14 protein-coding genes and 2 riboswitches are annotated in these 13,084 nt (G+C 40.9%); of the genes, 4 read left to right on the top strand and 10 right to left on the bottom strand.

Annotated features, from left to right (window positions below; genetic code table 11):
- Positions 1-2 precede the first annotated feature (2 nt).
- From MOK21_RS09860 to MOK21_RS09815, 10 genes are read right to left on the bottom strand one after another with little or no spacing between them, the layout of a single operon-like run.
- Entirely contained in the window at positions 3-1,124 is a 1,122-nt protein-coding gene (locus MOK21_RS09860; RefSeq protein WP_249073758.1) for a cobalt-precorrin 5A hydrolase, read from the bottom strand.
- The gene (gene cobM / locus MOK21_RS09855) at positions 1,117-1,902 is read right to left on the bottom strand and encodes a precorrin-4 C(11)-methyltransferase (protein ID WP_249073757.1); all 786 of its coding nucleotides are present in this window, start codon (positions 1,900-1,902) and stop codon (positions 1,117-1,119) included. Before cobM ends, MOK21_RS09860 begins: the two co-directional genes overlap by 8 nt.
- Positions 1,902-2,609, bottom strand: a complete 708-nt coding sequence (gene cobI / locus MOK21_RS09850; protein ID WP_249073756.1) for a precorrin-2 C(20)-methyltransferase — start codon at positions 2,607-2,609, stop codon at positions 1,902-1,904. Before cobI ends, cobM begins: the two co-directional genes overlap by 1 nt.
- The gene (gene cbiE / locus MOK21_RS09845) at positions 2,602-3,822 is read right to left on the bottom strand and encodes a precorrin-6y C5,15-methyltransferase (decarboxylating) subunit CbiE (RefSeq protein ID WP_249073755.1); all 1,221 of its coding nucleotides are present in this window, start codon (positions 3,820-3,822) and stop codon (positions 2,602-2,604) included. Before cbiE ends, cobI begins: the two co-directional genes overlap by 8 nt.
- On the bottom strand, positions 3,779-4,912 hold the full coding sequence (locus MOK21_RS09840) for a cobalt-precorrin-5B (C(1))-methyltransferase (RefSeq protein ID WP_249073754.1): 1,134 nt from the start codon (positions 4,910-4,912) through the stop codon (positions 3,779-3,781). The genes cbiE and MOK21_RS09840 overlap by 44 nt, the downstream gene beginning before the upstream one ends.
- Complete coding sequence (locus tag MOK21_RS09835) at positions 4,912-5,571, bottom strand: precorrin-8X methylmutase (RefSeq protein ID WP_249073753.1); 660 nt, start codon at positions 5,569-5,571, stop codon at positions 4,912-4,914. Before MOK21_RS09835 ends, MOK21_RS09840 begins: the two co-directional genes overlap by 1 nt.
- Positions 5,572-5,583: 12 nt before the next feature.
- Positions 5,584-6,345, bottom strand: coding sequence for a precorrin-6A reductase (gene cobK, locus MOK21_RS09830; RefSeq protein ID WP_249073752.1), 762 nt, complete (start codon positions 6,343-6,345; stop codon positions 5,584-5,586).
- Complete coding sequence (locus MOK21_RS09825) at positions 6,342-7,238, bottom strand: sirohydrochlorin chelatase (protein ID WP_249073751.1); 897 nt, start codon at positions 7,236-7,238, stop codon at positions 6,342-6,344. Before MOK21_RS09825 ends, cobK begins: the two co-directional genes overlap by 4 nt.
- A 14-nt stretch (positions 7,239-7,252) precedes the next feature.
- Positions 7,253-8,923, bottom strand: coding sequence for a precorrin-3B C(17)-methyltransferase (cobJ, locus tag MOK21_RS09820; RefSeq protein WP_249073750.1), 1,671 nt, complete (start codon positions 8,921-8,923; stop codon positions 7,253-7,255).
- 4 nt (positions 8,924-8,927) lie between these two features.
- The gene (locus MOK21_RS09815; RefSeq protein ID WP_249073749.1) at positions 8,928-9,299 is read right to left on the bottom strand and encodes a (2Fe-2S) ferredoxin domain-containing protein; all 372 of its coding nucleotides are present in this window, start codon (positions 9,297-9,299) and stop codon (positions 8,928-8,930) included.
- Between the two features lie 139 nt (positions 9,300-9,438).
- A riboswitch (cobalamin riboswitch) is annotated at positions 9,439-9,621 on the bottom strand.
- Positions 9,622-9,838: 217 nt separating this feature from the next.
- A riboswitch (cobalamin riboswitch) is annotated at positions 9,839-10,023 on the top strand.
- 391 nt (positions 10,024-10,414) lie between these two features.
- Here MOK21_RS09815 and MOK21_RS09810 point away from each other — a divergent pair.
- The 4 genes from MOK21_RS09810 to MOK21_RS09795 are packed head-to-tail and all read left to right on the top strand — an operon-like array spanning position 10,415 to position 13,049.
- Positions 10,415-11,161 carry an energy-coupling factor ABC transporter permease gene (locus MOK21_RS09810; protein WP_249073748.1) on the top strand — a complete coding sequence of 249 codons (747 nt, stop codon included), beginning with the start codon at positions 10,415-10,417 and terminating at the stop codon, positions 11,159-11,161.
- Between the two features lie 3 nt (positions 11,162-11,164).
- Positions 11,165-11,437: an energy-coupling factor ABC transporter substrate-binding protein gene (locus tag MOK21_RS09805; RefSeq protein WP_249073747.1), complete on the top strand. Its 273-nt coding sequence runs from the start codon at positions 11,165-11,167 to the stop codon at positions 11,435-11,437.
- A 5-nt stretch (positions 11,438-11,442) separates the two neighbouring features.
- Complete coding sequence (cbiQ, locus tag MOK21_RS09800) at positions 11,443-12,213, top strand: cobalt ECF transporter T component CbiQ (RefSeq protein WP_249073746.1); 771 nt, start codon at positions 11,443-11,445, stop codon at positions 12,211-12,213.
- The gene (locus tag MOK21_RS09795; RefSeq protein WP_249073745.1) at positions 12,213-13,049 is read left to right on the top strand and encodes an energy-coupling factor ABC transporter ATP-binding protein; all 837 of its coding nucleotides are present in this window, start codon (positions 12,213-12,215) and stop codon (positions 13,047-13,049) included. Before cbiQ ends, MOK21_RS09795 begins: the two co-directional genes overlap by 1 nt.
- Positions 13,050-13,084: the final 35 nt, after the last annotated feature.

The following is a 13,084-nucleotide window of genomic DNA, read 5'->3' as shown; positions in this document are numbered from 1 at the left end:
CCTTAAAATAATAATCTAGCAACCGAGATGGTAGCATTGCCTGATTTTTTCTTTTCTAGCACAAGCGACTCCACCTGTGCATAACGCAATGCTGCCGGTTCACTCACCCCGTATACTCCTGTATATTTAAATACAGTTTCCGAAGGTGAAGGGAAATCAATTTCATTTAATTGCGCCGGTGAATATGTAACAAATTCCCAATCGTATTTTTTCGTTATTTCAAGGAAGCAGTGTTCGTCCTTTTTTAAATCGATCGTGCATAGCGCTTTGACACTTTTCTTCGAAAGTTTTAACTCCGCAAGAGTTTCATCAATGACCTGCTCAACTTCTTCCACAGATGTTCCTCGATTACAGCCCATGCCAAGCACAACCGATTTTGGTCGATATATAACACCATTTTCAAGAAGCACTTCTTCCTCTTGATCAATGATACGGTCAGTAATGAGCAGTGTCGCATGTGGTTTCGCTTCAATCGCTGCATATGTCGACGGGTAAATCTTAATGTGCTCTGGCATCGGTGTGTCACGCATCCACCAATCACCTTCCCCCGTTTCCTGAACGATGGCAACATGCTCCTCATTAACAACAGATGCACTGACAGGCGTCAGTTTATCGGCACTATCCCATACCCAGCCAAAACGTGCTCCAAATAAATCAACTGGAATGGTCTTTTGCACATCGGAAGCTGTTGTAATAATTGGATTTGCTCCAAGTGCTGCAGCTACTTCATGCGTCAACTCATTGGCGCCACCTAGATGTCCCGATAAAACACTAATCACATTTTCACCACGGTCGTCAATAACAACAACACCTGGATCTGTCTTTTTATCCTTTAAAATCGGTGCTATCATGCGGACAACTGCACCGAGTGAGATGATTACAATTAAGCCTTTGTATTGCTTAAAAAGAGTAGGAAGCAGTAGACGGACAGTACCTGTAAACATTTGAATATGCTTTTCTGCTTCATCGCCCTGCTCAAATTTACTCATGTAATATAAGTCGCTCGCAGCAAAAGTCTGCTGCAAACGACGACCGATTTGAACACCATGCTTTGTAATAGCTACAACCGCATAAGGATTTCGTTGGTCAACCTCTGGTAAGATGCCCTCTTGTAACTCAATCACTTGTCTTCACACCTTTTCTGAAACCATGTGTAAAGGTAGCATCATATAATTTCGAACGATATTGATCTTTATCATGAATAGTCGGATCTAATGCCCAGCCAGCTAAAATCATCGCATGCTTACGAATACCGTTCACACGCATTGCTTCATCCAGTTCAATTAATGTTGTACGTACAATTTTTTGATCTGGCCAAGAAGCTCGTTGAATAACAGCTACTGGTGTGTCATCTGCCCAGCCAGCACTTTGTAATTCTTTGACGATTTTCTTTGTTAGCGTTGCGCTCAGGAATAACGCAATTGTACAGTGATGACTCGCTAAATCGCGTAGCTTTTCGAATTCTGGTACAGGTGTACGCCCTTCGGCACGCGTTAAAATAAGTGTTTGTGTTAAGTCAGGAATTGTTAATTCTGCCCCGATTGCCGCCGCAGAAGCGAAGACAGAGCTAACACCAGGAATGACCTCATAGCCAATGCCCTCTTTTTTTAATAGGGCCACCTGCTCCATGATCGCGCCATACATAGCAGGGTCCCCTGTATGCATACGAGCTACTACTTTACCCGCGTTAACACGATCTACCATAACCGCTACCATTTCCTCTAAATGCATCCCTGCAGTACGAATAACCTCTGCATCTGGTTTTGCTTTTGCAATAAGGTCCTCACTCACTAAAGAATCTGTATACATTACAACGTCTGCCGTTTGTAGCATATGTAAGCCTTTCACTGTAATTAAATCCGGATCACCAGGACCAGCACCGACAATATATATTTTCTTCATTATTTGCGCACCACCATTAACGTTAAATATTCTAAATCGACACCGTCTAGCTCCCGTACATCCCAAATGATTTCCTCGTCAGATGTTACCTTCGTTACGACGGATGCCTTATCTAGTAAATCTAAATCACGTAGTACCTCAAGCATTAAATCAATAACCTTCGCTACTTTTATGAACACTACTGCATCGTGACTTTCAATCGCTTCACGCATTGCCTCATAGTCATCGTGTGCAGGTACAATAGCCACACGGTCATCGCCATCCGCCAGCGCAATTCCCAGTCGTGATGCTGAACCATTGAACGAAGAAATACCAGGAACCGTTCGAATTTCAACGTCAGGATGCATGTCCTGCATAAGCTTCATCATATGGATGAACGTACTATATAATAATGGATCTCCCTCCGTTACGAATGCAACGTCCTTACCTTCTTGTAATTTTTCATAAACAAGTTGAACTGATTTTGTCCATTCTCGCTCTAAAACAGCCTCATCCTTGGTCATTGGAAATACTAGGCCAAGCATATCCTTTTCTTCTGGGTTAATGTAGACATCTACGATACGATGGGCGTAGCTTTTACTGCCTTTTAGTTTTTTCGGATAAGCAATAACAGGCGATTCCTGAATGACACGGAATGCTTTGACTGTAATTAACTCTGGATCGCCAGGCCCTACGCCCAAGCCATATAAAATACCAAGATTACTCATAATTTTCTTCCTTTCGATATGCAGAAATAATATAAATCGGATTTAATGGGACAAAACGTGTCATATCTAATATTGGTTTACTGCGCGCAAGCTGTGCCTGCAATATGTCTACAGCAAAGCCACAAGACTTAAATGCTTCAACTGCCTTATATAAATTTTCAATTGTTGCAGCATTCAAGACAATACGACCATTTGGCTTTAAGCGTGTACAGCACAATTGTAATAACTCCACCATTTCTCCTCCTGTACCGCCGATAAAAATCGCATCCGGATCAGGGAAGTTTTCAAGTCCTGCTGGCGCTTTACTATGAATAGCTGTAATATCTACACGGAACTTTTGCTGATTTTGCAGGCAATTTTCTAAATCAGGTGCGTTTTTCTCCACTGCAAATATTTGACCTTCTGGCGCAAGCTTACCAGCCTCAATAGCCATCGAACCTGTACATGTACCAACATCCCAAATGATACTATCCTTTTGTAGTTGCATTGCTTGTAAACTTAAGACACGAATTTCCTTTTTCGTAATTAAACCTTTGTCTGGCTTTCGCTGCGAGAATTCTTCATCATCGATACCAAGCACATACCGTTTCGGCACTGAAGTTTGCTGTAGAATGACAACATTTAAAGAAGAAAAATCTTCCGTTTCTAATTCATCCAGTGAGTACCAGCCGAATTTTTCATTTGTACCTTGTAAATTTTCTGCCACAAACGCACGGTATTCTGTCATACCAAAATGCTTTAAATAACGGGCTAGCGCATTAGGGCTATTCTCTGCATCTGTTAACAGTGCCACTTTCTTTTTACCATCAATTCGTTGTGCTAAACCTTTCATGGAGCGACCATGAATACTTGTGACATAAGCATCCTGCCAGCTTTCCCCCACCTTTGAAAAAGCAAGCTGGACTGAGCTCATATATGGATAAACTTCAATGTCTAGCTTTTTCGCTAAATAACTACCGATTCCATAAAATAATGGATCACCTGACGCTAAAATAACTGTATTTCTTGTTTCTGCAGATAATCGTTCAACAAGCGCTGAAAGACCACCTTTAATCAACATTTTTTCTCCAGTAAAGTTCGGGAAAAATGCTAAAACGCGCTCTCCCCCAACAAGCACCTCACAGTCTTCAATCCACTGTACATACTGTGGTAGCAAGCTTTCTTGTCCGTTATCCCCGATCCCAATCAATTTCATCGATCGATGCAATGTCATCAGCCCTTCCTAATAATTGTCCCTGCATCGAATAGATCGATGTGGAAAGCGATAAACCGCCTTTAATATGATGTAATGATGAATAACAGCAAGCCTCACATAAACGGTGAAAGAAAGCATCATAGCCACTTTCCGCCATAATTTCTCCGACCTGTGAAGCTGTGTTTGCCTCTCGTACGTTCGCTATGGTCTTCTCATCAGCCCCTATATCCACTGCTAATTGTGCTAAAAAGTTAAAGTCAATAGGAGCACTTTTGGAGTGCACCATCATGACACCTTGTGCCACCTTCGAGAATTTCCCCATCATCCCAACAAGCGATACTTGCTTCATCCCAAGTCGTTTACAATGCTTTAATGTAAAGCCTACAAAATCGCCCATTTCTATAAATGCTTCCTCTGGCAAATTAGGGTACTGTGCCATTGCGAACTTTTCACTACGTCCACCTGTCGTGACAACTAAATGCTGACAACCAGCCTCTTTTGCAACACTAATCGCTTGGACAATGCTGGCCATATAGGCGGAACTCGAAAAAGGCACGACGGTTCCCCTTGTGCCTAAAATGGAGATGCCTCCAATAATACCAAGGCGCCCATTTAACGTTTTTTTAGCCATTTCCTCACCCTCTGGAACAGAAATAACTACGTTAACGCCTCGTTTAATGTGAAATTCATCTAGTACGCCTTGTACAGTACTATGAATCATCTTTCGTGGCACAGGATTGATGGCTGCTTCTCCGACAGGTACTGGTAAGCCGGGCTTTGTTACGCGCCCGACACCAATTCCACCGTCCAGATGAATGCCTGGTATATCCGCCCAGCTCACTGTGCCAATAATGAGTGCTTTATGCGTTGCATCCGGGTCATCACCTGCATCTTTAATCGTTTCACAGCTTACAGCATCATTCTGAAATGTACATTTTTCTATCGTAAAGGTCGCATCTCGTCCAATTGGCAAATGAATTGTACTTGTTTCTTGCTCTTCATTTGTAATTAAAGCAAGTAATGCAGCCTTCGTTACCGCAGTTGCACAGGCTCCCGTTGTATAACCGTGACGCATGTCCTTGGGATCCTTTTTAGGCTTCCGCTCCATTATTTTTTCGCCTGTTCATCCGCTAAAAGTGAGACAGCATTCAATGCGGCAACCGTCACTGTACTACCGCCTTTACGACCAACATTTGTAATATAAGGAATACCTTCTAGTTTTAATAGCTCTTCCTTCGATTCAGCGGCTGAAACGAAGCCAACTGGCATACCGATAATTAAATCTGGTTTCGCTAAGCCTTCTTTAATTAAACGAATTAATTCCAGCAATGCTGTCGGTGCATTCCCAATTGCATATATACCGCCTTCATGTAATTTAGCGGCCTTTTGCATGGAGATAATCGCACGTGTAGTGTTTTGTTTTTTTGCTTCAACTGAAACGTCTTCATCTGCAATATAACAGTGTAAATCTCCTCCATGCTTTTGGAAGCGTTTTTTACCTGAACCACTTTCAATCATTTGTACATCTGCAATGACATGGCGACCTGCAAGAATTGATTTAATCCCAGCCTCGATTGCGCCCGGGGTAATAATCACGCTACGTCCTAATTCAAAGTCAGCAGAAGCGTGAATAATACGACGTACAACTTTCCACTCGTCTTCTGAGAAATTATGCTCGCCCATTTCTTCTGCAATAATTGAGAAACTGTAATCGTAAATTTTATCTGGGTCTACTGTTAATGGTTTGAAATCTGTTTTAAAATCCATCGGAATTGCCTCCTAAAGTGTGTTTTGTACAGCTTGTAATACATCTTCAAATGTTGAATATTGCTGTCCGTATTTTATATTTGGTCTTGCAATTAAAATCGTTTCGATGCCACATGCAAGAGCAGCCTCTAGCTTTTCATCCACCGAGCCTACCTTGCCGCTTTCTTTCGTAATCATCAATGTCACATCATATTGACGAAATAGTGCCTCGTTTAATTCCTTTGAAAAAGGTCCTTGTATGGCAACAATATCTCTTTGTGCCACACCAAGTGCTTCACATTTTTCCATATTATCGAGTCGAGGAAGCATACGCGCAATCACTCGCGTATTCTCTAAGCCATGCAACACCTTTGTAAAGGTCGCTAACGTCTTACTGCCCGTCGTTAGCATAATGACACCACGTTTTTCTGCTGCTAATTGGGCAGCCTCCTCATAATCTTTCACAACCGTAATGAGTGGATGGGCATAATGCCAATGTGCACGTTCATAGCGAATATACGGAACATTTGCTTGCTCCGCTGCCGCCATAGCATTTTTCGAAGCTTCTTCAGCAAATGGATGAGAAGCATCTACAACTAAACGATATCCCTGGTCCTTCATAATCGCCGCCATTTCTTCCGCTGTTAAACGACCAACTAAATGAGGTAGTCCCACTTCTGCAAGGCTTGAGGCGGCTGAATCCGTCACAACAGTTGCTGTCACAGCGTAATTTGCTGACTGTAATTCAAGCGCTAAATTCCTTGCATCACTCGTCCCTGCTAACATGAAAATCATTTCACTGGCTCCTCTTCATGGTGATGATGATGGTCGTGATGGTCATGCTCATGATCGTGCTCATGGTGGTGATGATGATGTGCATGTCCATGAACTGCCGCATAAGCACGATAATTTTCCAAATCTTGCATGCCTGTTGATGTGCCATTTACAGCTTGCTCAATACGCTCCAATAGCACATTTTGCAAACGCTCATGATAGCCAAAATAGTTGGCAATTTGAATTTCACAATCCACATATTTTTCGTTAAATTGCTCACACATACCATTCATTCGTTCCATTAGGACCCCTGTGAATAAGAAATACGGTAGCATAATGATTTTTTTAGCACCCAGCTTCACACAGCGCTCCATTCCTTCTTCAACACGAGGATCTGTGACTCCCATAAAGGCGCTCTCTACATACTGAACCGGGAGTTTTTCCCACAGCAAACGTGTAATTTTATAAAAATCACCATTTGCATATGGGTCACTACCGCCTCGTGCAATTAATAAAATCGCAGTATCCTTATGTTCTTCTTCTGCATTAAAACCGATTTCTGCAAGACGATCTTCTAAAATCGCAAATATTTCTTCATGAATACCGATTGTTTGACCATATGTGAACGTGATATTCGGATAATGCTCACGCGCATGCTCGATCTCTGCAGGAATGTGCATTTTTGAATGTCCAGCATGAAGCAGGATAATCGGAATAACATGCACCTCAGTAGCACCCTTTTTCACACAGTTCGTAATACCTTCTTCGATGTTTGGCGAAGCAAACTCTAAAAAACATGTTTCTACTAAAAAACTTGCATCAATGCGAGGTGTCATTTGCTTGATAAAATTGCGTACCTCTTCATTTCCTGCTTCTAAACGGCTCCCGTGGCCGACAAATAAAATTGCTTTCATCTCATTACCCCTCACTAGTCGCCGCATGGAGCTGGCTCAACTTTTATTTTTGAAGACATATCCTGATACGTAAAATGTAGGATCTTTTTCACACGCTTGAAGTATTTAAACAAACGTTCATTTGGATGTGCATTTGCTTTATATTCTTCGATAATGTCGGTGATCAGCGGTATGAGCTGTTCAGGCTCTAATCCCTCCACAACCGGCTGGGCCGCATGTGCTGTTCGTCCAACCGGCTTGGCCCCAATAAAAACATCAAATTTACTTTTACGATAAACAATACCAATATCATCAAATACTGCTCGATAACACGCCATACCACAGCCGTTAAAGCCAATATTTAATGTTTTCGGTAATGCCATACCACCGAGCTTTTCTTGAATCTCTTCTGCATAAGGAATCGAATCGACCTTTTCTCCGTAACAGAAGTCACAAGCCTTTAACGACAGCACGTCACCAATTGGGGCTAGTAAAAACCCAACTTGACGAAGCTTTGCTGTAATGTCTTCAGGCGCTGACGTAGGAATTTTCAAATGAATTTGATGGTCTGGTGTATACTCCATCGTTCCTTTCTCACCAACTACCTCCGCTAACGTCATCATTTGTTGAGGCGTAAAAAATTTATTGGCTACCCCTGGACTAACAGCTAATTCAAAAATGGATTCGATTCTTTGTTGCACGAGCTTAGGTGTTGCTTTCACAGCGCTAGTTCCCTTCACTAAAGCAAGAGCTGCTGTCGCCATTTCAAGTGAAGATTTTTTAGGCTTTGGTTGTGGTGTTATAGCTAAACTGGGCTTCATACGATTGGCATTGGGATCTGTCGCAAAATCACTACGTGCAGAACCTGTTTCTTGATTCATGGCCCATGGTTCATTTTCTTCCTTCAGTCGTTGATGCGGTCGTAACGGTTGTTTTTCTTCACCAAGTGTATATTTACGCTGATAACCACGTGGTGTAATCATTTTATTGTCATAGAAAAATGTTGTTGAATTCCCGATAACCACTGTTGTTAACATACCGATATCATGTTCAAGCATTTCTGATAAAGTCGTCATCGTTATTTCCTGACGGTCACGATACGCGCTTTTCACAAGTCCAACCGGTGTATCTGGCGAACGATATTCCAATAAAATTCGTTGTGCCTCTACGATTTGTCTCGTACGGCGTCCACTTTTTGGGTTATAAAGAGCAATAACAAAATCCGCCATCGCTGCTGCCTCTACTCGTTTTGCAATTAAATTCCAAGGTGTTAAGTGGTCACTTAAACTAATCGTACAGGCGTCATGCATAATTGGAGCACCTAGTAAACTTGCACATGAATTAATAGCAGAAATACCAGGAACGATTTCAACCTCGATACCAGTTGCTTCTGTCCAGCCTAGCTCGATTAAGACCTCATATACTAATCCAGCCATTCCATAAACGCCTGCATCTCCACTAGAAATAACCGAGACGATACTTCCAGCCTCCGCTTGACGTACTGCTTCCTGCGCTCGAGAAACCTCCTCTGTCATACCAGTACTAATAATCGATTTTGCACTTACTAAATCCTGAATTAGTTCAACATACGTTTTATAGCCTATGATCATATCACTTTGTTGTAGTGCCTCTACAGCACGAGTCGTAATATGTTTAAAGTCTCCAGGACCAAAGCCAACTACGAAAATCTTACCTTTTTGCGCCATTTTGTTACCCCTCTTTCACCTTTTCAATACCTTTAATGGCTGTTGTTTGTGCTGTACGCTGTAGCGAACCTTCACGCATTGTAAAGACATGCTCATTCTGTAAAGATTCATGATTTAAATCTTGAACGAGTGCTCTTCCATGCTCCTTTGTCGGCACACGGTACCAATTCCCTTGAGGATATGCAATGACCACACAAGCATCCTTACACCTACCATTGCACCGAGTCCTCGTCGTATGTATTTCCTGATCAAGCGCTAGCAACTGAATCTCATCACGGATTGCCAGTGTAATATCCTCAGCATCTTTTTTCATACAGCTACTACCATTACAAATAAAAAGATGCGTTTTCATCCCCTCTAAATTCCAAGTTGTCATCGTTGTTCTCCCCTCATTTGCTTTAAGAAAAAGAAAAAACCTCTACTCTAAAACGAAGAGTAAAGGTTTTGTAGAAGCCAAATAAAAACGAATATTACGGATACTCGCTCTCGCTTCAACTTCTCCCTCCGAAAAGTTTGCATGCATTATCACATAAGCAGGTTTCCTGACTTAAGCTTCCTTTTACTTTCGCGCCTTCCTAGTTTTCACTAGTGGCATCCGCGATTTCATCAGCTTTTACAGTAGCGGGGGCTGTATCGGATTTTCACCGATTTCCCTATTATCTTGAACATATTCAAGCACTTATGGACGTTTTATATAAATTTATGTAATTGAAAACTGTTTCTATCATAGCTTATTTTTTTAAAATTTCAATATTTCTTTCTTAATTTGTGACATTTTTATTCATTTTTTTAGAAAAATGAGACATTCGTTTACTATTTATCCGAATTTTCTACATAGATATTCAATTTTAAATTTTTTCACAAAAAGTATAGCATATTTATGGAAAATCATGTTACACTTTGTCGTGAAATCTCACAACTTCATCTTTTTTCGGTGCGAATTGTTCAGCATTTCGCTTAAAAGGGAAGCCGGTTTAAGTCCGGCGCGGTCCCGCCACTGTACTAGGGAGTTTTATAGAGAATGTCACTGTCCAATGGATGGGAAGACCTATAAAACGTTGAACTAAAGCCAGGAGACCTGCCGAAAAATATGTGATCGTTTCAACCTACGAGGATGGGTGTGCGGCTGAGCAGATTAGAATTTTATTTGCATTTTTTAGCTATGCACTTTTCCACTATCGGAGAAGTGCTTTTTTCATTCAGAAGAGACTCCATCTCAATATGGTAGATGAGTACAGATATGGTCCCAATCGGGCCAAAACACCTACTGAATGAAAAAAAGCCTCTGGCGGATGTCACGGATTTTGAAAGGAATGAATTGTGATTGCACAATTCAAAATCCGAACGCATTGTTTATCTGTGCGAAAGCGTAGCGACAGCTACAAATGGTTTCTGTAGCGAAAGCAAAGCGACAGCTACAATTACGCCAAGGCAAAATTATATAGCCTCGCATACTATTTCGAAAAATTTTAAAGCTAGGAGGAGAGATTTTTGAAATTTTCAGGTTGGAAGCTTAGTTATTTCTTATTGGCATTTTTATTCGTGCCAAATCGTGCATTTGCGATGCACATTATGGAAGGCTTTTTACCAATTGAATGGGCCATTTTTTGGTGGGTGGTATCGATACCATTTATTATTTTAGGATTACGTTCTATTCGTAAAACTATTGAGGAAAATCCTGAAACAAAAATGATATTAGGTCTATCGGGTGCCTTTGCCTTTGTGCTATCAGCCTTAAAAATCCCTTCTGTAACGGGGAGTTGCTCGCATCCGACAGGAGTTGGGCTTGGGACAGTTCTTTTTGGACCATTGGCGATGAGTGTTATCGGGACAATCGTATTATTATTCCAATCTTTACTTTTAGCACATGGTGGACTTACAACTTTAGGCGCTAATGCATTTTCTATGGCAATTGCTGGTCCTATTATTGCTTATTATGTTTTTAAGGGTTCACAAAAAATAGGTTTATCATTTTCGGTTGCCGTCTTTTTAGCAGCCATGCTTGGTGATTTAGGGACATATGTTGTCACTTCTGTACAATTAGCTCTTGCATTCCCTTCTGAAGTTGGTGGCTTTATAGCTTCATTCACAAAGTTTGCTGGTATTTTTGCGTTGACGCAAGTTCCTCTTGCTGTTAGTGAAGGTCTTTTAACAGTGATCGTTATGAACTTCCTGAAAAAATACAATGTCAGTGAATTAAAAGCTTTACGTATTTTCTCAGCAAAGGAGGCTCATTAAAAAATGAAAAAAAACTTATTGCTTTTAGCCATTGTTGTATTGCTAGCAATCTTCCCTCTATTCATTCAAAAAGGCGCAGAATTCGAGGGGGCTGATGGCGAAGCAGAAGCAGCAATTGGTGAAATCGATGCTAGCTATGAGCCATGGTTTGAAAGTTTATGGGAGCCACCAAGTGGTGAAATTGAAAGCTTATTATTCGCTCTGCAAGCTGCTATTGGCGCTGGATTTATCGGCTATTTTATTGGCTTAATGCGTGGCAAACATAAAGAAGGTTAAACGCCATGTTACTCATTGATAAGTATGCTTATATGAATAAACTAGCATCTGTTCATCCGCTAGAAAAAATGGCGTTATCCCTTGGACTACTTTTATTGTCGCTTATCATGAGAGATGAACGAATTTCACTCATCACATTTCTTGTGATGAGTGCTTTTATCATTTTAGTCGCAAAAATCCCTGCCAAATATTACGGCAAATTATTATTGCTACCTGGATTTTTTTTACTATCAAGTTTAGCATCCATTTTAATTTCTATAGGGCCAGCAACAAGTTCGCTCCCTTCAAACATTTGGTCATTTTCTCTTCATAATTGGACAATTTTTGTAGGTAGTGCGAGCCTAGTGACAGCACAACAGCTTTTTTTCATCGTCCTTGGCAGTATTAGCTGTTTGTATTTTTTAATTCTCACAACATCTGTTCAATCCATTTGTTACGTTTTGCGACAATGGCGACTTCCTACTCTGTTTGTAGAGCTAGTAGAGCTAACGTATCGTTTTATTTTTATCTTTTTAGATAGTATGCAAAAAATTCACCTTGCCCAACAGGCTCGATTAGGGTACAGCTCCCCTATGCAATGGCTTCGCTCCGTATCAATGTTGATTGCAGCTTTATTTGTCGAGATGTTCCAACGAAGTCGTGAGCTGAATAATGCGATGGAAGCACGTGGTGGCGAAGCTGTCTATTGGCAGCAGGATGTCAGCTATAACATAAATAATTGGCTAGGTATTGCCGCTATTTTTATACTCCTTATCATTTATGGAGGGTTTTTCTAATGACAGACTTATACTTTGAATTAACAGATTTATCTTACGCTTATTCAGATGGAACTCATGCCTTAACAGATATTACACTTCAGATTCCAAAGGGGAAAAAAATCGCTTTACTTGGTCATAATGGGGCTGGAAAATCAACGTTATTTCAGCATTTAAACGGTATTTTAAAGCCTACTAATGGAAGTATATCCTTTTGCGGCAACGAACTTAAGTATAGTAGAAAAGCATTAAAAGAATTGCGTCAACAAGTTGGTATTGTTTTTCAGGATGCGGACAACCAGCTTTTTTCTGGCACAGTTAAGCAAGATATTGCATTTGGACCGCTGAATCTTGGCTGGACAACCGAAAAAATTGAAGAAAAAATGGCATGGGCTGTCGCTCAAACTGAAGTCGAAGCACTACTAAATAAACCAATCCATTTTTTGAGTGTTGGACAGAAAAAACGTGTCGCTATGGCAGGAGTTCTGGCAATGGAACCATCCATTTTATTATTAGATGAACCGACAGCTGGACTTGATAATTATTTCAGTGCTCAAGTTTTACACTATTTAGCCTCGTTAGAGAACGGTGAAAGAACAATTTTACTAGCTACTCATGATATCCCATTAGCCTATGAATGGGCAGATCAAATAATCGTGATGGAAGCTGGGAGAATTATTTATAATGGAGATCCAGTCGACATGTTTTTTCAAGAGGATTTGCTTGAAAGAGCTCATCTTGAACGCCCTTGGGTTTTCGAAATGGCCCTTGCCCTACAAAATAAAGAACTATTTGAGAAAAACATCAAAATGCCTCGTTCGAAGGAAGATTTACACAGACTTATTGAACAGCTGTAAGGCAATTTGACCAACGCCAATTGTGCCAAACCACT

Source organism: Lysinibacillus sp. BPa_S21, from assembly GCF_023337795.1.
GTDB lineage: Bacteria > Bacillota > Bacilli > Bacillales_A > Planococcaceae > Lysinibacillus.
Note: the sequence above shows the minus strand (reverse complement) of the source record. Positions and strands in the feature narration are given on the sequence as shown.